General features: G+C 67.9%; 23 protein-coding genes and 1 other RNA gene. 6 read left to right on the top strand and 18 right to left on the bottom strand.

Annotation, left to right across the window (positions count from 1 at the left end; translation table 11 throughout):
• Positions 1-800: 800 nt before the first annotated feature.
• From ACN260_RS06865 to ACN260_RS06825, 9 genes are all read right to left on the bottom strand, one after another.
• Positions 801-1,268 (bottom strand): DUF4265 domain-containing protein, encoded by a 468-nt coding sequence (locus tag ACN260_RS06865; protein WP_422755192.1) that lies wholly within the window; start codon positions 1,266-1,268, stop codon positions 801-803.
• A gap of 126 nt (positions 1,269-1,394) precedes the next feature.
• On the bottom strand, positions 1,395-2,612 hold the full coding sequence (locus ACN260_RS06860; RefSeq protein ID WP_422755191.1) for a tyrosine-type recombinase/integrase: 1,218 nt from the start codon (positions 2,610-2,612) through the stop codon (positions 1,395-1,397).
• The gene (locus tag ACN260_RS06855) at positions 2,612-2,791 is read right to left on the bottom strand and encodes a helix-turn-helix domain-containing protein (protein ID WP_422755190.1); all 180 of its coding nucleotides are present in this window, start codon (positions 2,789-2,791) and stop codon (positions 2,612-2,614) included. The genes ACN260_RS06860 and ACN260_RS06855 overlap by 1 nt, the downstream gene beginning before the upstream one ends.
• Positions 2,792-2,793: 2 nt before the next feature.
• Entirely contained in the window at positions 2,794-4,548 is a 1,755-nt protein-coding gene (locus tag ACN260_RS06850; protein WP_422755189.1) for a replication initiator, read from the bottom strand.
• Positions 4,545-5,114: a DUF2637 domain-containing protein gene (locus tag ACN260_RS06845; protein ID WP_422755188.1), complete on the bottom strand. Its 570-nt coding sequence runs from the start codon at positions 5,112-5,114 to the stop codon at positions 4,545-4,547. Before ACN260_RS06845 ends, ACN260_RS06850 begins: the two co-directional genes overlap by 4 nt.
• Positions 5,111-5,302 carry a hypothetical protein gene (locus tag ACN260_RS06840; RefSeq protein WP_329012698.1) on the bottom strand — a complete coding sequence of 64 codons (192 nt, stop codon included), beginning with the start codon at positions 5,300-5,302 and terminating at the stop codon, positions 5,111-5,113. The genes ACN260_RS06845 and ACN260_RS06840 overlap by 4 nt, the downstream gene beginning before the upstream one ends.
• Positions 5,303-5,307: 5 nt before the next feature.
• Positions 5,308-5,562 (bottom strand): hypothetical protein, encoded by a 255-nt coding sequence (locus ACN260_RS06835; protein ID WP_422755187.1) that lies wholly within the window; start codon positions 5,560-5,562, stop codon positions 5,308-5,310.
• Complete coding sequence (locus ACN260_RS06830) at positions 5,559-7,148, bottom strand: FtsK/SpoIIIE domain-containing protein (RefSeq protein WP_422756639.1); 1,590 nt, start codon at positions 7,146-7,148, stop codon at positions 5,559-5,561. The genes ACN260_RS06835 and ACN260_RS06830 overlap by 4 nt, the downstream gene beginning before the upstream one ends.
• Positions 7,149-7,457: 309 nt before the next feature.
• Entirely contained in the window at positions 7,458-7,853 is a 396-nt protein-coding gene (locus tag ACN260_RS06825; protein ID WP_104113758.1) for a transcriptional regulator, read from the bottom strand.
• 219 nt (positions 7,854-8,072) lie between these two features.
• Between ACN260_RS06825 and ACN260_RS06820 the strand changes: the two genes are divergently transcribed.
• Complete coding sequence (locus tag ACN260_RS06820; RefSeq protein WP_422755186.1) at positions 8,073-8,666, top strand: hypothetical protein; 594 nt, start codon at positions 8,073-8,075, stop codon at positions 8,664-8,666.
• 185 nt (positions 8,667-8,851) lie between these two features.
• Here the strand turns inward: ACN260_RS06820 and ACN260_RS06815 are convergent, their stop codons facing one another.
• From ACN260_RS06815 to ACN260_RS06800, 4 genes are all read right to left on the bottom strand, one after another.
• Positions 8,852-9,628: a glycosyltransferase family 2 protein gene (locus ACN260_RS06815; protein WP_422755185.1), complete on the bottom strand. Its 777-nt coding sequence runs from the start codon at positions 9,626-9,628 to the stop codon at positions 8,852-8,854.
• Positions 9,616-10,428, bottom strand: coding sequence for a GntR family transcriptional regulator (locus ACN260_RS06810; RefSeq protein WP_422756638.1), 813 nt, complete (start codon positions 10,426-10,428; stop codon positions 9,616-9,618). Before ACN260_RS06810 ends, ACN260_RS06815 begins: the two co-directional genes overlap by 13 nt.
• Before the next feature lie 158 nt (positions 10,429-10,586).
• Positions 10,587-10,784, bottom strand: a complete 198-nt coding sequence (locus ACN260_RS06805) for a precorrin-4 C11-methyltransferase (RefSeq protein WP_422755184.1) — start codon at positions 10,782-10,784, stop codon at positions 10,587-10,589.
• 139 nt (positions 10,785-10,923) lie between these two features.
• Positions 10,924-11,136, bottom strand: a complete 213-nt coding sequence (locus ACN260_RS06800; RefSeq protein WP_422755183.1) for a hypothetical protein — start codon at positions 11,134-11,136, stop codon at positions 10,924-10,926.
• A gap of 201 nt (positions 11,137-11,337) precedes the next feature.
• Here ACN260_RS06800 and ACN260_RS06795 point away from each other — a divergent pair, with 201 nt between their 5' ends.
• Positions 11,338-11,472: a hypothetical protein gene (locus ACN260_RS06795; protein WP_422755182.1), complete on the top strand. Its 135-nt coding sequence runs from the start codon at positions 11,338-11,340 to the stop codon at positions 11,470-11,472.
• 338 nt (positions 11,473-11,810) lie between these two features.
• Complete coding sequence (locus tag ACN260_RS06790; protein WP_422755181.1) at positions 11,811-12,281, top strand: GntR family transcriptional regulator; 471 nt, start codon at positions 11,811-11,813, stop codon at positions 12,279-12,281.
• Between the two features lie 211 nt (positions 12,282-12,492).
• On the opposite strand, the gene ACN260_RS06785 is transcribed toward ACN260_RS06790, so the two are convergent.
• Positions 12,493-13,869 (bottom strand): hypothetical protein, encoded by a 1,377-nt coding sequence (locus ACN260_RS06785; protein WP_422755180.1) that lies wholly within the window; start codon positions 13,867-13,869, stop codon positions 12,493-12,495.
• A gap of 341 nt (positions 13,870-14,210) precedes the next feature.
• Here ACN260_RS06785 and ACN260_RS06780 point away from each other — a divergent pair, with 341 nt between their 5' ends.
• On the top strand, positions 14,211-14,684 hold the full coding sequence (locus tag ACN260_RS06780) for a hypothetical protein (RefSeq protein WP_422755179.1): 474 nt from the start codon (positions 14,211-14,213) through the stop codon (positions 14,682-14,684).
• A 383-nt stretch (positions 14,685-15,067) separates the two neighbouring features.
• On the opposite strand, the gene rnpB is transcribed toward ACN260_RS06780, so the two are convergent.
• Positions 15,068-15,486, bottom strand: an RNA gene (rnpB, locus tag ACN260_RS06775) — RNase P RNA component class A.
• A 136-nt stretch (positions 15,487-15,622) separates the two neighbouring features.
• Between rnpB and ACN260_RS06770 the strand changes: the two genes are divergently transcribed.
• On the top strand, positions 15,623-16,384 hold the full coding sequence (locus ACN260_RS06770) for a sulfite exporter TauE/SafE family protein (RefSeq protein WP_422755178.1): 762 nt from the start codon (positions 15,623-15,625) through the stop codon (positions 16,382-16,384).
• 16 nt (positions 16,385-16,400) lie between these two features.
• Here the strand turns inward: ACN260_RS06770 and ACN260_RS06765 are convergent, their stop codons facing one another.
• Positions 16,401-17,624: an MFS transporter gene (locus ACN260_RS06765; protein WP_422755177.1), complete on the bottom strand. Its 1,224-nt coding sequence runs from the start codon at positions 17,622-17,624 to the stop codon at positions 16,401-16,403.
• A 69-nt stretch (positions 17,625-17,693) separates the two neighbouring features.
• Here ACN260_RS06765 and ACN260_RS06760 point away from each other — a divergent pair, with 69 nt between their 5' ends.
• Positions 17,694-18,173, top strand: coding sequence for a MarR family winged helix-turn-helix transcriptional regulator (locus ACN260_RS06760; RefSeq protein WP_422755176.1), 480 nt, complete (start codon positions 17,694-17,696; stop codon positions 18,171-18,173).
• 315 nt (positions 18,174-18,488) lie between these two features.
• On the opposite strand, the gene mctP is transcribed toward ACN260_RS06760, so the two are convergent.
• A complete protein-coding gene (gene mctP / locus ACN260_RS06755; protein WP_422755175.1) occupies positions 18,489-20,144 on the bottom strand; it encodes a monocarboxylate uptake permease MctP in 1,656 nt (551 codons plus the stop codon).
• Positions 20,144-20,386, bottom strand: coding sequence for a DUF3311 domain-containing protein (locus ACN260_RS06750; RefSeq protein WP_422755174.1), 243 nt, complete (start codon positions 20,384-20,386; stop codon positions 20,144-20,146). The genes mctP and ACN260_RS06750 overlap by 1 nt, the downstream gene beginning before the upstream one ends.
• Between the last annotated feature and the right edge of the window lie 107 nt (positions 20,387-20,493).

Raw genomic sequence — 20,493 nt, 5'->3', positions numbered from 1 at the left:
GACGTCGTCACGGTCGAGCCCGCCGCCACCCCGAGTGGTCCGGATGCGCGGCGACGGACCGACCGGTCCACCGCCCCGGCCGCAGAACTGCGGACGATGGCCAACGCCGGAGTCCGGCGTTGGGCCAGGATCGTCATGCGCTCCAGTCGGAGGTGAGCCGTGCCCATGCCACAGAGGCCGGCCGAGCCTCCGTTCTCCGTACTGACGGCCGGTTACGTCGTCGACTTCCACCACCGCTCCACCTGCACCAAGTGCTCCGACAAAGGGTGCCCGCGACTGGCCACGGCAGGCAGGACGCTACGCGCCTGGCGGGACAGGGAGCACCGACGTGAAGCCCGGTGACGTGCTGCATCTGACCCGCACAGCAGGCCCCCAGTTCGTCCGGCCGGTCTTCGTCCGCCTTATCAAGATCCACACAGAACCTTGCGCCTACCACGGCTGGACGTGGCTTGACGGCTATCGACTGGACGAGGAGGGCAATGCGGTGGCCCGCCGGGAGTTGTACGTCCTGAAGGAAGGAGTGCGGGTCGTGTCGTCGCACCCCATCACGACAACTCGCGAAGCAGGTGGCTCAGCGCCTGGATCGAGGCGCTGAGCTGGTGGGCGACGGACGAGTCGACCTGTACGCCGGATTAAGATCACGATAGACCCGCTGACCAGGGGCGGAGCCCGGCGACAGCCGTTGTAGGCCGTCGCCAGGCCGTCAGGGAGTCGTAGGCCAGCCCGACGAGGCCCTACGCCATTGGTGACATTGGGCCTCCTGGTCACTGATACGGAGCCGGCCCGAGACGAACATGTGATTACGGAACGGCAGCCCGCCACGCTGCCGTGACGCACAGGTCGTCGACGGTCCAGCGGCCAGCGTGCTCACCGTCGCGTAGAAGCCGCCGCACCGACGGTAGATCAGCAGTCGGTGGAACATCGAGGACGACGAGTCCGAACATGCCCACCCCGCTCACGTTCAGCCGGGCGAAGTCAGCCAGCACAGCATCCTGGAAGTGTTCAGGATGATCGTCGTCAGGTGCCCAGACGCGGATCGCGCAGTAGCCCGAGGCCGCGATCTTTTCTTTCACCCACCACTGGCCGTCGCCGTCGCGCTCCACACGGAAAACGTCATGCTTCGCAGCGTCGAACGCGCCCCAGGCTGCCCACGGCAACCGCACCCGATCCGGTGCCACCCGTTCTGCACCCATCCCCAGGCTCGTCGCATTGCTGCCGGGCGGCATGAGGAACCACACCTGGACCCACCCGTCGGGCAGATTGGGCATCAACCTTCTCCTTCTCGGTGGCCGGTCGGTCTTCGACGCCCTGAGTAGGCGGGGCCACCTGTTGTGAGAACGACACCGGACCAAGCAGCTACGCCACCCGAGTTTGGCCTCTAGGGCGTGGCCGTGTCACGGGCGCGGCCCCAGAGCCCCAGCAGGGTGCCCGAACAGATCGTCGATCGCATTGCGGGTGCGTTCCTCGCTGGCCGGCATCAGGTGGGTGTAGACCCGGAGGGTGAAACCGGGGTCGGAGTGCCCGAGGTACGAGGCGAGAGCCTTGATGCTCTCCCCCGCGTCGAGCAGCGCCGAGGCGTAGAAGTGCCGCAGCGCATGCATCCCGGTCGCCCGGGTCGGGACGATGCCGGCCGCCGCCACCGCTGGACGCCAACTCTTGCCGTCGAAGGTTGCCCGCTTGATCGCACCCCGGCGGGTGGTGGTGAAGATCAGCGGCACCGTCACCCGCTCATCACTGAACGGGTCCTCCCACGGCAGAGTGATCGAAAGTGGGTCGTACTTCTTGGCATGGGCCTTGAGTGACTGGGCCACCGAGTCGGGCAGCGGCACGCGGCGGTCCCGGTCGTTCTTGGGCAGGCCGAAGACCAGCCGGGAGCGGACCACCTTGACCTGCCGGACGATGTGCACCCAGCCCGAGGCGAGGTCGACGTCATCAACGCCCAGGCCGAAGATCTCGCCCTGCCGCATCCCGCAGCCGGCCCCCAGGTCGACCATCGGGCGGTACCGCTCAGCGAGGCCACCGCGGATTGCCGAAACCTCGTCGGCCCGCCAGGGAACGACGCGACGTTGCACCGGTCGAGGCGGTTTGACCGAGGCCGCCGAGCAAGGATTCTTGGCGATCCGCTCGTCGTCGACCGCCGCGCCGAGGATGGTCCGCAGGTGGGCGAAGACCACAGCCCGGGTCGCCGGGGCCAGCTTGCCGACCATCCCGGCGTCCCACTCCCGGATATGACCCGGCTTGATCGTGGCCAGTTGCCGAGAGCCGAAGAAGGGCACCAGGTGCTTGCGTACCCGGAACTCGGTGCTCTCCCGGGTCGACTCGTCGAAGGCACGGGTCCGCAACCAGTTCTCCGCGTACTCAGCGAAGGTGATCCGACCGGCGGACGGGTCGACGTAGGAGCCCCGGAGTTTGTCCGTCTCGGTGGAGACGAGGAAGGCGTCAGCGTCGCGCTTGGCCCGGTCCGGGAAGGACAGGCTACGTTCCCGCCCGTCCGGGCCGATGTACCGCACTCGGTAGCGCATCCCCTTGCCGAACAGATTCGACTTGATCCGCTCCTTCCGGCCGCCGGGGTGCCGGATCACCTTGTACCAGCGATCCTCCACGTGCCCCATCAGGCCGCCGCCTGTGCGCGTACCCAGGCCCGGACCGATTCCGGTTCGTACCGCAGGTGTCGGCCGACCCGGGCCGCCGGCGGACCGTACTTGACCTTGCGCCAGCGGTACAGCGTTTCCTGCGGTACCCGGAGGTAGGCCGACACCTCCCGCACCGTCCAGAGCCCATCGTTCACCACCGTCACAGCCCCTCCCCCGTTGTGTCGCCCGTTCCCGTTGCTGATCCGTCGTCGGGGAGCTGCGCGGCCCGGTCCTTGGCGGCGAGCAGTTCGGAGCGCCAGCGGGCACGTTCGCTGATCGACCGCAGCAGCCGATGAGCCATGGCCGGCACGTCGGGGTCATCGGGTCGGGCGAGTTCCCAGGCGTGCCGGACCGGTTCGACGGTGGCGCCCTGGTCGTCGACCCCATCCAGGCCGACCGTGACACCGAGCAGCGACCGCACCCAGGCCCGGACATCGTGCTTGTGATCGCTCAGCGTCTTGCCGGACCAGTCCCGCGAGATGAGGATGCGCCGGCCGCCGATGCCGAGGGTGTCCCGTTGGTGGACCTTGCCCTTGCAGCGGCCCGGCTTGAGCTTGGCGTTCGCCTTCTTGGGTTGGACGCCGTAGAGCAGCCAGTTGGCGCACCGGTCGGTGCAGGGCGTGACGCGCAGTTCCCGCCAGAGCCGGTCGAGGTGTTTGCGTTGCCGGTCGGTGGTGGCCTTGTGGACGTCGCCGGTGTGTTTGGTGATGTACTTCGTGACGTACCGGATGGTCCGTTCGGCGTCGGTGGTGCCGGGCATGACGCCCCGCGCGTCGACCTGGCTGCCGAAGCGCACGACGTGCACCGGTTCCGCTTCCGGGTCGTCGTCGATGGCGTCGAGGGCTTCCGTCCAGGTGGTCAACGGCTCCTTGGTGTCCGGGTCGACCCACGCCGCCGCCTGCTCCTCCCATACCGGGGGTCGGTCGGCGGTGTACCGCTGGACGTCGACCGTTGGCCACCACACCTGGTGATAGGTCGCGGCGGCGACGGTGCGCAGGGTGTCGCGGGGGATGGTGCCCCGGATGGCGAAGTGGGCGTGTGGGGCGAGTCGGCGTTGCGGCTCGACGCAGCCGGCGTACTGGACGTTCCAGCCCTCACACCGGCGCAGGTTCTGCCAGAACCGGTCCAGCAGGCGGGGGAAGTGCACGGCGTCCCAGGCCGCGCGACGGTAGTCGTACCGGTCGGGGTTGACCGGGGTGCCGTCGGGGCGGACCGGGCCGTAGGAGTCGAGGGTGAGGGTCAGCCACATCGACGGCCGGTAGGTGGTGCCGTCCGCAGCGGTGTACGTCCTGCCGACCGTGCGCCGCTCGACCTTCCGGCGTGGCAGCTCCGGGGCATCCTGCCGACGCCGGGTCGATCGCTTGCGACGCGGGCCGGTGTCGTCGTCGCCCTGGTCGTCGTCACCGGTCGCGTGCGGCGGGGCGACCCGACCCCGGAGCCCTTCGGCCGCAATCGCCTCTTCTACCTCGCGGATAGCCTCGTCGAGGTCTTCGACCTGGTCCCACTGGCACGCCCGCGATGCCTCGTCACGGGAGAACTCCAGATGCCCCCGCAGCAGGATCAGCGCCTTCTGTTCCTCGGTCGCCGGTTCCGGCGGCGGCAAAGGCTCGTCGTCGCGGTGCCAGCCCTCCCGGATCTGGGCCTGCCGAAGCCGGCGGTTCTTCTTCGCGCACGAGGCGCACTTGTCTTCCCGGGTGGCCCCACAGGGCAGGTCGATGACCTCGGTCAGACCGGTGTCGAGGTCGGTGCGGCGCATCGCGAGGGGACGCACGCAGACGCCGTACTCGGCGGCGATCTCCTTGAGCACGTCAACCGAGCGGGGTAGCGCCATGCGGGCCGCCCGCGACCCCGGCCGAGGAGGCGCAGCCGGGGTCGGGGCGGCGGGTTCGAGGCCCGGCAGGGTGGGGGCGGTCATCGGATGATCCCGACGACGTGCGGCCGGTTCGAGGGGACGACACGCGGAGGCAGCACGGCCGCCGGGGCAGGGATGGCAGCCGGAGCCGGGACAGCCGGCGGCACGGGGTCAGCCGGACGCTCGGGTTCGGTGGTGGTCTGCTCGGGCACGCCGTACCAATCACCCGGGCGTTGGTCTGGTACGGGAGCCGGCGGCACAGCGGGGGCGTTGGACAGGACGACCTTGACCAGGGCGAGGAACGCCAGGGACGGCACGGCCGCCACAGTCCAGCCCCACACCGACGGTTCAGCCTCCGCCACCTGGGCGGCGAGGGACAGCAGGGCGAACGCGACCAGGAGCGAGCCGACCAGGCCGATGGGTCGACCGGCGCGACGTCGGGCGCGCAGTTCCAGGCCGAGGTAGATCGCCATAAGTTCGACCGCTACGGCGTTGGCCCAGCCGATCCAGTCGGGTTGGCCGTGGGCAACGGACAGGTCGTGGACGTGGGTGAAGGCGGCAGCGCCGGCCATGGTGCCGATGGCGAGCAGGATCACCAGGCGTACGGCGGTTTCGGTGCGTGCGGTCATCGCCACTCCTGCATCGGCTTCTCGCGGATGGTGAGGTCGATGCGGATGCGGCGATCGGCCATGTCGGGGCGGCGGTTGACCATGTGCGCGAGGCCGTGCAGGGCGGCGGCGGTCTGGTCGGCGGGGCCGACGAGCCGGATGCGCAGTGGACGCCGGAGCCGGTTGATGACGCGGGTGAGGGTGGTCATGGCGGTTACCTCCGGGCCGGTCGGATGTCGGTGCGGATGTAGTCGGGTGGGGTGCCGAGGGTGGCGACGGCTTCGGAGAGGCAGCGCCACAGCGCCCACGCCTCGTCGGGGGTCAGGGACATCCGCCGCCGGCCGGAACCGACCGCCAGATAGACCGGGTACGCGTCGGGCCGCTCGGGGTCGACCCGGACGGACACGGCGGTGACCGGTTCGGGGGTCCGCAGCCGGTAGAAGCGCCGGCCGCCGGTCGGGCCGGTCATCGGGGTTCGCCCTGGTCGGCGTCGAGGATGGTGCGCAGCGCATCCGGGAGCAGTGGCCCGCGTCGGGGCCGGGACAGCGCCGGCCGGACCGGTTCCGGGGTGGACTCGCGGCCGACCTGGGCGAGGATGTCCGCCGCGTCGGCCGGAGCCGGGTACCGGTGGGCCAGGTCGCGGATGTCGTCGTCGCTGACGTAGGAGAACCGGACCCGCATCGGTTCCGGGGTGCCGTCCAGAATCACGTACCCCACGCCCTTGGCCCATCGGGGCATCTGATCCGCGAAAGCGCCCCGGTTGCGGGCACCGTCACCCAACACGAGATCAACCTGAGCGGCTTCGGTCAGGCCGAGGGCGATGCGGGTCGGGAACAGGTCCCGGAACGGCAACACCTCCTTGCGCGGGTCCTGCAACGCCGCCACCACCAGCACGCCGACCCCGGCACCCTGCGACAGCAGCAACCCCAGCGAGCCCGCGATGCGCTTACGCAGGTCGACGTCTTGCAGGTACGCCGTCAGTGCGGCCATCTCGTCGATGACGACCACGACCAGGGGGTCAGCCTCAGTAGGCGTGTGCACCCGCACGGTGCCGGCGAGCCGGGTCTGACGCTCCCGCATCACGGTCACGGCCTCGTCGAGGAGATCGGCCATGGCCTCGAACGACTTGCAGGCGAACCGGGCGAACAGCGGCCGGCCCATGGCGAATTCCATCCCGCCCTTGGGGTCGATCACCCACAGCCGCACCAGGCCCGACGTGATGCCACCGGCCAGCGCGCGGACCAGCGACCACAGCACCGAGCCCTTCCCGGAGCGGGTGGCCCCACCGATCAGCACATGGGTGGCGAGCAGGTGCAGCGACCAGGTCCCCAGGTCCTCCCGCCGCGCCAACGGCAACGCGGTGAAGTCGGGGACGGCCGGGGTGTCGAACGGCGGCACCACCGGCCGCAGCGCATCGGTACGGACGAGGACCAGGTAGACCAGCGTGGGCCGGTCCCGGAACCGCAGCCGGTCCACCCAGCCGAGCGGCAGAGCCCAGTAGCCGGTACGGGTCGGCGGGGTGTCGGGCCGCTCGGAGTAGACCCGGGCGTGCCGCCGGCCGAAGGCGTACGCAAGGTTCGCGGTGACCTGTTGGAAGTCGGCCGGGGTCTGCCCCCGGACCATCCGCACGGTCAGCACGTCCAGGGCCTGATCCGAGCGCACCCGCAACAACTGCGGCAAGACCGGCAGGTGGTCATACGTCGCGGCCAGGCCGCACAGGGTCATCGCCTCGGGCCAGGCCCGCCGGTAGACGACGACCTGACGGAACCGGCCAAGCAACGGCCCCGCACACCATCGCCACCAGGACGATTCATCACGCCAGCGCCACAAGGCCGACGCCGCCGACGCCAGCACCAGCGGCACGACCAGGCCCGGCCAGCCGTGGTCGGCGTAGAGGACGACGGCGGCCACGGCCAGGCCCACCGTGACCGGGTGACGCAGGCACCACCAGCAGAACCGGGCAGCCCAGCGCAGCACCAGGCCGAGCACGACCAGCCACATCGGCAGAACGAACCGCTTCGGCCGGACCACCATCAGATCCCCGGCGGTCACCATCACCACCCCGCCACGAGGCCGGCGCATCATCGCCCACCACCGCGCAGCGACACGAACCGGCCCGACGCATCCCGGACCGGAGGAAACGGAAGAACGAGCTGACCCACACACCCGGCACACCGACCGTCGGCATCGGTGGCCGGGTCGAACCGGGACTGACACACCTCGCACCGAGGCGAAGCCGGGGCAGCCGAACGCCTACGCTTGGACACGTCACTACCTCTCTCGACAGAGCAGGGGAAAGAGACACCAAGGGGGCGGGGCTGCCGTCCGCCAAGACCAGACAGCCCCGCCCCCAACCTTCAGCGGCTACGCCGCCGCCTTCTTCGCCACACCCGCCGGAGCACGCATCCCGGTCGCCCGCAGCGAGTACGCCATCCGGTTGTTGTTGGTCACGTACGGCGTGACCGTCATGCCCTCGAACTCCACCGCCTCGAACGGCGCACCCGTCGGCGGCACCGGCTGGTAGTCAGCGGAGATCTTGACCGTCGTCTCCCGGGAACGCTTGCCAAGCTCCGGGTCCAGGTCCATCACCCGCACCTGCCACACCCGCTGACCGGTCAGCTTGTCCTTCGCCGGGCTACGCCGCCCGGTCTTCTCGTCGTAGTCCTCGACCTCACCCAGGGACTCGGGGACCAGGGCGCACCCCGCCGGGAACACGTCCTCACAACGCACGGCGAACCTCGTACCGCCACGCAGAGCCATCGCTCAACCTCCAAGTTGTTGGCATGTCTGCCAAGTGGAGACTCCGAGGTAGACGCCACTTGGCAGACAAGTCAACAACTTGCCAGAGATAGACGCCAAGCCCGAGTCCGGCCAGGGGGATGGAATGTCGACCGTGCGGCAAGCCATGAGCAAAACAGCCAACAGTCGGATAACTGGCAGCATGAACCAGAAATTGCCGCGCGCTTCTAAGCTGCAATCATGGCGAATGAAGTTGATGTACACGTCAAACCGATTTTGGAACGGATGCTAACGTCAATCACGCGCATCAAGCCTGCGCTTGAGGCTGCCAGCCTCATAGCGGCCGTCGTGGGCGTATTCTTGCTTGTACTGCAGACAAATCAAATGACCCAGCAGACCGAAGCTCTTAGGCAAGACCTGGACCAATCCGCGCGGCAGGAAGTGTTTGGCAGTACGTTAGACGCCAATCAACTCATCTTGGACAACCCGCTACTGTGGCGGCAAATCAAAGCGCCAGCCAACGATCCAGAAGCAGTCAAGCTGCGGGCGATGATTGCGAGCGATCCCGAGTCGATGGAAGCTCACAAAGCCTACCAGCTAGCGAACTATTTCATCGATTTTTACGACTACATTCTATCCGGCTATCCGATTGACCAATACCCGACGCTTAATGCACCGAAGGATGATGAGAGCTTCATCGCTTGGGGCAATACCCTGCGCACCTTCTTCACCCCCGGCTCTCTAGCTTGCGAGCAGCTAATCTCGAACCAGCCAAGCTACGGGCATTCCTACGTCGAGCGCATTCGCGGCGCTGGCCTTTGCCCTGGGCTGTAATTCCCAATGGTGTTCAACTGAACTACGCAACCCACTCGATTCCTCATCCATCGTTTCGCGAATGATCTACGTCGCCCTCGAAGAGACACGCGTGGCCTCTTGCATGACTGCCTGGTGTTCGGCGGCATATCTACGAAACGGAGATGAAGGATTGGTAGCGCAGACACGAGATGCCGGAGACGAGGCTACGCCGCAGAGTCGCCGCCGAAGCCGTTCGGGATCATCGAGGTCAGGGCGTGCGCTCTGGCCTCAATGATTCTCATCCGTGCCTGGTACTCGGCGGGTTCACGGTGTGCGGCTTGGCTGGTCACCTGGCCGGGCCACTTCCGGTACAGCAGGCCGTACTCCCGGGTGAAGTAGCCGGCGGTGACGGCGTTGGCGGCCAGGAGGAGGCCGGTGTCTTCGGAGGCGGGGAGGGCCATCCAGCCGCCGAGGGCAAAAACGAGATCCCGCCGTAGGCACAGGGTCGCCGGGTGGACGGATGCGCGGTAGTCGTTGGCCTGCCAGAAAGCCAGAACCGCGCCCCGGTCGATGACACCGCCCGCCGGATCTTTGTTCCACCCGGCGGTCGACCCGTCGGGCAGCAGGTCGAGCACCCGCGAGGTGGTCCACCCGATCTGCGGATGCGCGTCGAACGCGGCGATGTCCCGCCCGAGTGCACCCGGGGTCAACTGGTCGTCAGCATCGAGAACCTTGATGAGGTCACCGTCAACGCGGGACAGCGCAAGGGTTCGGGCGACACCAGGCCCGCCAGGTCGGCCGGTGCCGAGGCTGATCCGTGGGTCGTCGGGCAGTACGTCGGCCAAGGCTCCGGTCTGTCCGTCTTCCTGGACGAGCCATTGCCAGTCCCACCCCGGCGGCATCTCCTGCTTGGCCAGCGACGCGTACGCGCCAGCCAGGTACTCGATGCTGGGCGCGTGGACCGGGGTGATGACCGAGACGAGCTGCGTCAAGTTTTCCACCGCTGGAGTTTGTGGGAGTAGACCAACTCGGTCCGGTCCCCCGGCATCACCACGTCGGCCACTTCGACGACCCGGCCGGTGGTGTCGACGGAGGTCTTGCGCACGGTGAGCACGGAGACGCCCGGGTCGATGTCCAACAGCTCGGCCTCATCCGGCGACGGGGGCCGGGCGCGGATCTCGTCGTCGATGCGGTCCAACTCGATGCCGAGGGTGTACAGCTGGTGCTGCGTGCCGCCGGGCCAGGGTTCCTTACTGGCGTCGAGCAGGTCCGGGTTCGCGGCGACCAGGTCGTAGGGCAGGTAGGAGTACGACACGGTCAGCGGCGCGTTCTCGTGCCGCGAGGATGTCCAGTAGACCCGGCGCAACAGCGGCGTACCCGGCTCGACCTGGAGGGCCGCCGCCATCTCGTCATCGGCGTCCACGGGGGTGTACTCGGCGTGGAACTTGAGGTCATCGACGGTCAGGCCGGTGTCGTGTTCGGTCGCGCCGGTCTTCAACCGTTCGTCCTCGTCGAGCAGGACCCGGTCCTTCTCCCACTGGTACCGCTCGGTGTTGCGGCGGCGTACCCGTTGGCGGGGTGCCCGTACGTAGGTGCCGCGCCCCTGCTCCGCGCGGACCAGGCCCCATTCGCGGAGCTGGCGGATGGCGTTGCGGACGCTCGTGCGGGACAGCCCGGACGACTCGGCCAGCTCGGTTTCGCTGGGCATCAGCGTGCCGGGGGCAAGCTCCCCGCTCATGATCTTTACCCGCAACTCTTCCGCGAGTTGCAGGTAGCGAGGGCGCCAGTCCCGGCCATGCACACCGGTCACCGTACCCCCTAGACGTTCCAACGTCTGCCAGGTGGTCCCCCCAGCCGGCCGCTCCGGCACCGCCGGCACCACCACCGCCCCTGCTCGCGGAGCCTGCCCACGACGCCCACCAGGACCACGCGCAACAGCGCCCCGCCGGCCGTTGGTATTCACCGTGCTTCTTCCGTCCGCCCGTGTCGCCCGGCCTGTGCCTGCATCGCCTGGCGGGCGTGGGTCAGTTCCTCGATGAGCCGGTCGACGTGGGACAAGGTCAGGAGCACGGTTTGCGTGGTGCCGTAGTGGGTCGCGTCGAGCTTGATCGCCGGGTCGCGGCGGGTGAACCGGTCGATGAGCAGTTGCAGACTCACCCACCCGGTCCCCTCCCGCCCAATCGTGGCCAGGTACCCCCGGTGCATCGGATCGTTCGGCCCACAACCCCGGCACCACGGCGGACACACCACCGGCCGAGGCGACGCCGGGAATCGCCGGTTCATCATCGGAAAGCCGTCACTCATCGTCGGCCCGCTGCCCGCCGGCCTGTGCCAGCAACCCGCGCAACTGCTCCACCAGTTCGGCCGCCTCCGGCAGCGACAACTCCGCCCAGGCGTTCCCCGCCCGGCACGACGCGTGCACGCACACCAGCGGAGCGCCCGGGGTCTCCGCACTGATCAGGTACGTGACGACGAGCCCACTCGCCCGCTTCTCACCGACCCGGAGCATGTGGCCGCGATGACGACGGGCCATGTGCGCCATTACCGGCGGCACCAGGTAGCCGCATCGCTCCGGCGTGCACCAGTCCGGGTGACTCGTGACCGGGGCCGGCTTGCTCGGGCGGGTCATCGTGTCCACCGCCCGCCGCGCCCCCGGTGCGCCTGAGCCACCGTCATCAACGGCGCATACCGCAGCGTGGGAAGTTCCCGCGTGACGTCGACCGACCACCAGGGCGCAGGGCCGGCCGATCCGCCGGACGACGCCGACGGCATGTTGCTGCTGGTGGTCGGGACCGGTGTACGTCGGCGGGGCCACCAGGACGACAACCAGCCGCGTCGACGATGAGAGCCGGACATCGCACCTCCACAGGTAGACGAGGAACCGGCGGCCGACCACGAGCTTGGTTGTGGCCGACCGCCGGCCCGGATGAAGGCACGGCGCACCGTCCGACGCCGGACGGGTCGGGTATCGCCGAGCCAACTTGTCTACGCGGCTACCGCAACCGGTCCCTCAGGACGCCGCGCATAGGTGCGGCCAGGGCCGACACCGCGACCACCCCTGACACGAGCCGTCACCCCGGCCGCACACCAGGAAACGTATCTACAAGTGGACGAGTTGTCTAGACGTCGAAACACGTCGCTTGCTTGGCACTTGGTACAACAAGTGCCAGGTACGGTGAACAGGTGCCCACCCCGCACTACGGACAACCCCGCTACCGCACCATCGCCGACGAGTTGAAAGAGCGCATTGAGAGGGGCGTCATTCCGCCGGGAACCCTCTTGCCCGCTGAGAGCACGCTTACCGCCGAATTCCGGGTAGCCCGCGGTACGATTCGTCAGGCCATAGCCGCACTACGCGAGGCAGGCTTCGTGACCACCGAACACGGCCGAGGCACCTACGCAAGGCTCCTCAGGAACGAAGCTGGGCCGAATAAGCAATCTGAGCCAAAAGCGAGGCTTCGCCAAGTCGCCGCCGATCCGGAACTCGCCTCCCTTTTTGATGTTGAGGTGGGGACGATGCTCATCGAACAAGAACGCGTCACCCGAGCGAATGGAGCCGTCGAGAAGGTCGTCAGAACCTATCGGCTACTTCGGGCGAGTCAAGGAGAGTTCGATTGCAGCTCGTCCACATCCCCACCCCCATCAGGCCCTTGACAGACCGCACGCGCGCCGCCACCTAGGCCCGCATTACAGCTCTCTCCATTGCGTCAGACCGAGACTGCACCGCGGCTGTAACCCGACCGGGAAATCCGAACGACAGTTCGCCAAAGTCCGCTTGAACTTGGCGAGCAAGCCGGCCATCGCTCCCAGGATGGTGGATCGCCAGCAAACAAGGCAAAGAGTGCCGCAGAGGCCAGGCGGTACGCTACTTGAAAAGTAATTTCGTCAAGCCTGAAAAGTCCCCACCATTGACGGCGGCATAGAAGGCCAAAGCCACAGCGCCCATTGCAGCAACCGCATTCACTGCTTTAGTAGGCCCATCAACCAAGTCCAGAACGGCCACAAGTCGAGTTATCGACCAACTCTTCCTGCTTGGGGCAGGCGGGTCTTCCTCAGCTGATTCTCGAGCAAGCTCACCTACCGCCATACCCGCCGCGCTCAAAAGTCCTGGATCTCTCGGTTCAGCGAGGCAAATGGCTACAAGTTCCAAGACCCCGCGCATCTCCTTTACACGAGCGGAATCAGGCGGATCAGGCTTAACCAGAATCCGACGAATAGCGGTCCCAAGCCCGTCCAACACGCGCGACAGCGGATGCGGCGCTGACATCTGACGCAATTCTGGGGCAACCGCAACTGCGGAGGAGTGCATTTGCTGGGCAAGCGCGGCCAGGCCATAGCGCGAGTCTCCCAGCGGATCAGGTATTGGCGAGTACTTGCCGTACGGCCCCCTACCCTCACCCCTCCGAGAGGTCTCATCAAGCAACGCCATCAAGGCCCGCGTCGGCTCCATCTGACGCTTCACGTCTCGGACCTTCGCCAAAATAACGAGGAAGTAGGCAACAACACCGGCCCCAACGATACACCCAGAAGCCAACAGAGGAGAGCCGCCGAACAGATCATCGTTGGTCTTTTTCAGACTCTCGCCGTTAGTAGAAATAATACTCACAAGCGATGTAAAAAATATATAAGTAAAATATATCGGAGACGAGCCGAGCAAAGAATATGAGTAGATTGATATTGAAGACTCCAAAAACGACTCACTGCTAATCCTTCCGCTAGACTTAGAAATTCTTCTTAGCTCACGTGAGTACGGGGATGTGGCGATCTTGCTGGCACCAGAAATAGCGAGCGAGAACCCAAATATCGCTGCCACAATTGCCGTTGCCGCAATTAGACTAACCGCCATGTCCCGAACATAGCCCTGCTGATCCGCTCCAGCAGCCAGGCGCAGGAAGCCAAAACCAATTGCATATGGAACACCAAGGGCAGCGGCTGCAAAGAATGCGCCGATTGAACCGAGCCGTAGGAAACGGCTGAGGTTGAGCCAGACCGCAGCCGCAGAAGGGCCCGAGCTGGATTCTCGCCAGAAGCTCAGCTTTCGGATAAGAGCCTTCTTGCAATACTCTACTGGCCGACACCCCTTGCGCCGCGAGTTGATCTTCGCCAAAAGATACGTGGCACAGCTTCGGACCGCAGGACGAAAGGGGTTTAGGTAGTAAGGTTTTGACGTGAGAAACGGAAGTCGAGGAGATACCTTTGCAGGCACCGACACCCGAAGTTTCATCATGAAGTAGAACGACAATCGAATCGCAATATATGGAGCAACGAGACTCAGGTAAAGTCCACTCAGTATCCACAACACGCAACGGCTCCTACGCATGATCGGCCTTGTTCAAGATTGCAGATGCTGTCAAGGCCCCACGTCAAGATGCCCGCGTCTAGATGCGGTGGTTGCTGAATCGTTCTGTAGTAGATCAAGGCACCGCGCTCCGCGCGGTGCGGGGCGGCAAGCCCGGCCGGCGGCAAGCCGCCCCGGCCGCCTACGGCACCGGGGCGGTGAGCCGCCGACAGCCGCCGGGACACCGCCCCAGGAGGCTCGGTATCGGATTGCCGGGTGACCAGGAAGCCTGAACCATCCACCGGGTGGACATCGTCGCTCAGTGGGTCCGCGTCTCCTGGACCAAGCAGTCACGCGGAGGCCACCACGCCGCCCGCCGCAACGCCCTACCCACGGCGTTCACGCTGCCGCAGCACCATGCACCCCTCACCCACGAGGTCACGATGCACGAGCACGACGGCTTCCAACCAGTCATCTCCCTGCACCACGGCACACCTTCCTGCGACGCCGTCCAACTCAGCCACACCGAGGACCAGGTCCGCGTTGAGCTGATCCCGACGGCTTGGGGCATGCCCCGCCGACACCGCCGCCCGCCAGCCGTCCGCCTCCCCCGAGGCCAATGGCTGCGCTGGCAGATCAACTACCGCTTCACCCACCACTGCACCGGAGATTGGCTCTACCGCCTCGACACGCTGAACATCGCCCACGGCCCCGTACCCGTCGATGTCTTCCTGACCGAACCACACCAGAGCATCGATGAACGGGCCTACCTGCGCTGACTGTGCCGCCGCACGGCGGTACGGAAGCCGGCGGGTCGGCCTGGTCGCGTGGTCGGGGCTTCCGGCTGCCGCACCAGTCCAACCCCGGGACTGGCTTGCCACCGGGTAGCCGGGTCACGCCAGCAGCTCGACCGCCAGGACGTACCCGGCCCCATCCCGCAGGGAGTCCGCCGTCGACGAGGACCAGGCCGCCACCGAGCCCCGGCAAGCTACCGCGGACGGGTCCAACTGATCCGAAAGTCAAGGAATCCTGGGCCGTCTCTGGGCCGTCTGGGCCGTCACCGGGCCGTCGAATGCCACCTAACGATGACCAACAACGGCCATCGACGCCCGAACATAGAACCAGCTCAGAGCCTTGATCAGGTCTCTGAGCTGGTGGGCGACGGACGAGTCGACCTGTACGCCGGATTCTGTGCGCGGCGCGTACCCCTCGCGGGATCCGCACCGGCGGCGGCCATCCATCTCGGCCTGCCGTCGCCGACAGGCTCCTGCGGCCTACCCGCAGACATCGGGCGGGCAGCCCTCGAGCGTCTGCGCCGGGTCGTCAGCTTGCGGTGACGGCCCTTGCTTGGCCTTGCTCCGGGTGGGGTTTACCGAGCCACCCCGGTCACCCGGGGTGCTGGTGGGCTCTTACCCCACCGTTTCACCCTTACCGTCCCCGGGTGGGGTCGGCGGTCTGTTTTCTGTGGCACTGTCCCGCGGGTCGCCCCGGGTTGCCGTTAGCAACCACCCTGCCCTGTGGAGTCCGGACGTTCCTCGGCGGCGGGCCGCAGCCCGCCGACGCGACCGCCCGGTCGACTCGTCCGTCGCGTCTCCATCCTAACGGCGCGGCCTCCCGCACCGATCTCACCCCGGGCCGGGCCGCGACACACCCGGAAATGGTACGCGGCCAACGCGGTGGAGGGGCTCTGATCAGGGCGTACTAGCCTCTGGGCCCCATGGGGATCTCCGATGCCGTACTGCTGATCATCGCCGGTCTCGCCGCGGGCACGGTGAACGCGGCGGCCGGCGGTGGTTCGTTGATCACTTTTCCGGCGATGATCGCGGTGGGCATCCCGCCCGTGGCGGCGAACGTCAGCAACTCGGTGTCGGTCTTCCCGGGTTATGCGGCGAGTGTGGTGGGCAGCCGGATGGACCTGCCGCCCCGCCGTACGCTGTGGCCGTTGCTGCCGACGGCGGTGCTCGGCACGGGGGTCGGCTGCCTGCTCCTGCTGGCCACCCCGGCGCGGGCGTTCGACCTGGTGGTGCCGTTCCTGGTGCTCGGGGCGACGGCGGTGCTGGCGTTCCAGGGGCCGCTGCGCCGGCTGGTCGGGCATCCGGCCGACCTGGGCCCACGCCGCCGTGCCCTCACGGTGCAGGCGATGGTCGCGGTCGGCACGGTGTACGGCGGCTACTTCGGCGCTGCGCTCGGGGTGATGCTGGTGGCCGGCCTGGCCCTGGTGCTGGACGCGACGCTGGCCCGGGTGTCGGCGGTGAAGAACCTGCTCTCGGCCGTGGTGGGGCTGACCACGCTTGTGGTGTTCGCCCTGTTCGGGCCGGTCAACTGGGCGGCGGTCGCGGTGGTCGCGCCGGCCACGATGCTCGGCGGGTACGTGGGGGCGCGGGTGACCCGCCGCCTGCCGCCGGTGGTGCTCCGGACGCTGATCGTCTGCTTCGGTACGGCGATCGGCCTCTACCTGCTCTGGCGGGCGTTGGGCTGAGCAGCCCCGGGGCCGCTCAGTACGCCTCCCCGACGGGTTCGTGCTCGGCCTGCCGGGCGGCCCGGTTCCAGCGGGACCAGAGCAGCCGTTCGCCGTAGCCAACGGCCATCAGGTGCGCGCAGGTCAGGTAGACCAGCAGGCCGACGGCGAGTACCCCGGCGCCGACCCAGAACGGCAGCGCGAGACTGTGTTCGGCAAGTTTGCCGGCGAGGATCGGGGCGGGTGCGGCGGCACCCCAGCGGACCAGGTTGAACGCGCCCGTGGCGACCCGCCGGTCGGCGGAGCCGAGGCCGAGGGCCAGGTCGGTGAGGTTGGCGTTGGCCATTCCCATGCACAGGCCGGCTACGACGAGCACCACCAGCGACTCGACGGTGCCGGCCGAGGTGGCGAAGAGGACCATGCAGGCCAGCAGGCCGAGCAGCGCCACCCCGACGGTCTGCACCGCGCCGATGCGGTGGGCGAGCCGGTGGCCGATGAGCAGGATGCCGGCGGCCAGGCCGAGGCCCCAGCCGGTGAACGCGAGGCCGAGGGGGATGACGTCGAGGCCGAGGAAGAGCGGCGTGTAGCCGAGCACCACGAAGAAGACGAAGTTGTAGGCGGCGGTGACCACGCAGAGGGTGAGGAACGCCGGCCGGCGGTAGGTGGCGAAGATCTGCCCCAGCCGTACGGGCGGCTGCCGGTGGGTCGGCTCGCGGAGTTTGCGGGCGGCGACCAGCAGGGCGAACACCATGAACACGCCGCAGACGAAGAACGGCAGTCGCCAGCTGATCTCGCCGAGCAGGCCACCGATCAGCGGGCCGACGGCGAAGCCGAGGCCGAGTGCGGTCTCGAAGAGGCCGACCACCCATTCCCGGTCGTTGGCGAGGTTGACCAGGACCACCATGGCGGTGGCGAAGAACATCGCGTTGCCCAGCCCCCACACGCCGCGCAGCACCGACAGTTGCACGATGTCGTTGCTGAACGAGGCGGCGATGGCGGCCAGCCCGACCACGGAGACGCCGGTGACGAGCACCGGCTTGAAGCCGAAGCGTCCGCTGGCCAGGGTCGCCGGGATCATCCCGACGGCCATCACCGCGATGTACGCGGTGAAGAGCAGTTCGACCTGCCAGGCGGTGACGCCGATGGCGGTGCCGATGGCGGGCAGGATGGGGTCCACCACGGCGATGCCGGCGATGGCGAGGAAGGCCACCAGCGTGGTGGCGTAGATGGCACTGCGGTGGGGCTCGGTTCGCCGGTCCACTCCGCCTCCTGTCGGGCCGAAGCCGCATATAGCTGTATCGTACAGGTAATTCTTTTGTATCATACAGCTATGAGTGACGACCAGGCGAAGCGAACGGAGTCGGACGAGGCCACCCTCGGCCGGATCGAAACCGAGGTCGCCCTGTTGATGCGGCTGGGCGAGGCCACCCGCCGGGCCACCGGCAGCGCCGAGCACCGGGTCCTCGACCGGGCGGCGTACGTGATCCTGCGTCACCTGGACGCCACCGGCCCGCAGAACGTCTCGGCGCTGGCCGCCCGGCTCAACCTGGACGGCTCCACGGTCACCCGGCAGGTGTCGGCGCTGCAACGAGACGGCCTGATCGCCCGCGCCCCCGACCCGACCGACGGCCGGGGCACGGTGATCTCCCCCACCCCCGCCGGCCTGCACCGGATGGCCGCCGTCCGGACCGCACGGACCCGGCTCTACGGCGACATCCTCGCCGACTGGTCCCCCACCGACCGGGACACCCTGGCCACCCTGCTGGGCCGGCTCAACCAGGCCCTAGACACCCGCACCCGCCGCCGCTGACCCCTCCCGTCCGCCCGTTCCCCTCCCGCCCGTTCCCCTCCCCTCCGCCCCGGCACCCTCCCGCCCGCTCCGGTGATCAAGAGGTTTACGTCACCTCCAGACCGATGGTTGACGCAAACCTCTTGATCACCGATACCCACCGGGCCGACGGGTGGCCTGACGGCCGGGTCGGTCGCGTGATCAAGAGGTTCGCGTCAGTTTCCAGCGGAATGTTGACGCGAAGCTCTTGATCACCGGAGCGGGGCGGGCGGGAGAGCACGGCGGGAGAGCGGAGCGGGAGGGGCGGGGGCGGGGGCGGGGGCGGGGGCGGGAGAGTCAGGCGACCGGTTCGCGGGCCGAGTCGGCGTCGCGGTCGGGGCCGGGGGTGACGCGGGGGTCGCCCTCGTCGGCGAAGTAGTCGTCGGGGGTGGTGCCGTCCACGCCCTCGGCCACCTTCGCCGCCCGCAGCACCAGCGTCACCAGCGCCGCCACCACCAGGTTGACCAGCACGGCGACGATGCCCACGTAGATCGTCTTCTTGGTGTCGAAGCCGAAGTCGGACAGCGGGAACGCCGAGCCACCGAAGTGCGCCTTCTTCGCTGCGGGGTTGGGGATCTGGTAGAGCATCCACATGCCCAGCCCCATGCCGGCCGCCCAGCCGGCGATCAGCGCGCCCCGGTGGAACCAGCGGGTGTAGAGGCCCAGCGCCACCGCCGGCAGCGTCTGGAGGATGATCACGCCGCCGATGAGCTGGAGGTCGATGGAGAACTGCGGGTCGAGGAAGACGATGCAGGCCACCGCGCCGACCTTGACCACCAGCGAGGTGATCTTCGAGACGTTCGCCTCCTGCGCCGGGCTGGCGTCCCGCTTCAGGTACTCCTTGTAGATGTTGCGGGTGAACAGGTTCGCCGCCGCGATCGACATGATGGCCGCCGGCACCAGCGCGCCGATGCCGATCGCCGCGTACGCCACCCCGGCGAACCAGTCCGGGAACTGCTGGTCGAACAGGACCGGCACCACCGTGTTGCTGTCGACGGTGCCCTCCTTGGCCCCGGGCAGCGGCTTCACCCCGGCCGCGATGGCCATGAAGCCGAGCAGCGCGATCAGGCCGAGCAGCAGGCTGTACGCCGGCAGCGCCGACATGTTCCGCTTGATCACGTCCCGGTTCCGGCTGGCCAGCACGCCGGTGATGCTGTGCGGGTAGAGGAACAGCGCCAGCGCCGACCCGAACGCCAGGGTGACGTACTGGAGCTGGTTGTTGGCGTTGAGCAGGATGCCGTCGTTCGGGTTCGGCGAGGCGGCGAACTTCGCGTCCGCCGCGTCGAAGATCGAACCCCAACCCCCCAGCTTGTACGGCAGGTAGAGCACCGCCACCAGGATCACGATGTAGATCAGGCTGTCCTTGACGAACGCGATCAGCGCCGGGGCGCGCAACCCGGACTGGTAGGTGTAGGCGGCCAGGATCGCGAAGGCGATGATGATCGGCAGGTGCCGCGCCAGCGCGCTGTCCCCGGTGACCCCCATCGTCTTGAGCACCGCCTCGATGCCCACCAGCTGCAACGCGATGTACGGCATGGTCGCGACGATGCCGGTGATCGCGATCAGCAGGGCCAGCACCGGCGAGTCGAACCGGCGGCGGACGAAGTCGGCCGGGGTGACGAACCCGTGCCGGTGCGACACCGACCAGAGCCGGCAGAGCACCAGGAACACCAGCGGGTAGATGACGATCGTGTACGGCACGGCGAAGAACCCGGCCGCGCCCGCCCCGAACATCAGCGCCGGCACCGCCACGAACGTGTACGCCGTGTAGAGGTCACCGCCGACCAGGAACCAGGTGATCCAGCCGCCGAAGCTACGCCCGCCGAGCCCCCACTCGTCGAGGTGCGCCATGTCCTTCGGCGCCCGCCACCGGGCCGCCACGAAACCCATCGCGCTGACCAGCAGGAAGAGGGCCGAGAATACGATGATCTCGGTAAGATGATCACGCCACATCAGTGGTTTCCCCGCTTCTTGGTCATCTGGTAGACCAGCGTGGTGGTGGCCACCCCCAGCAGGATCCAGACCAGTTGCAGCCAGTAGAAGCGCGGGAAGCCGAAGATCCGGGGCGAGTCCGCGTTGAACAGCGCCGGGATCAGCGGCACCACGATCGGTACGAAGAGCAACCAGTTCCAGGGGCTGCGGTCCTTCGCCCTGGACGACGCCGTGCGCGGCGTCTCCGGTTCGGCAGCGGTCATCAGACCTACCTCCGGTAGTCGTTCCGGCCAGTAACGGCCGGACGCTACGACCCGGTGCAGCCGGTCACGATCAATCGGCGCACGACGATGCGCCCAACGGCGGCCCG

Origin of the sequence: Micromonospora sp. WMMD708 (genome assembly GCF_049315245.1) — a bacterium.
GTDB lineage: Bacteria > Actinomycetota > Actinomycetes > Mycobacteriales > Micromonosporaceae > Micromonospora > Micromonospora wenchangensis.
This window is presented reverse-complemented; position numbering and strand designations above follow the sequence as displayed.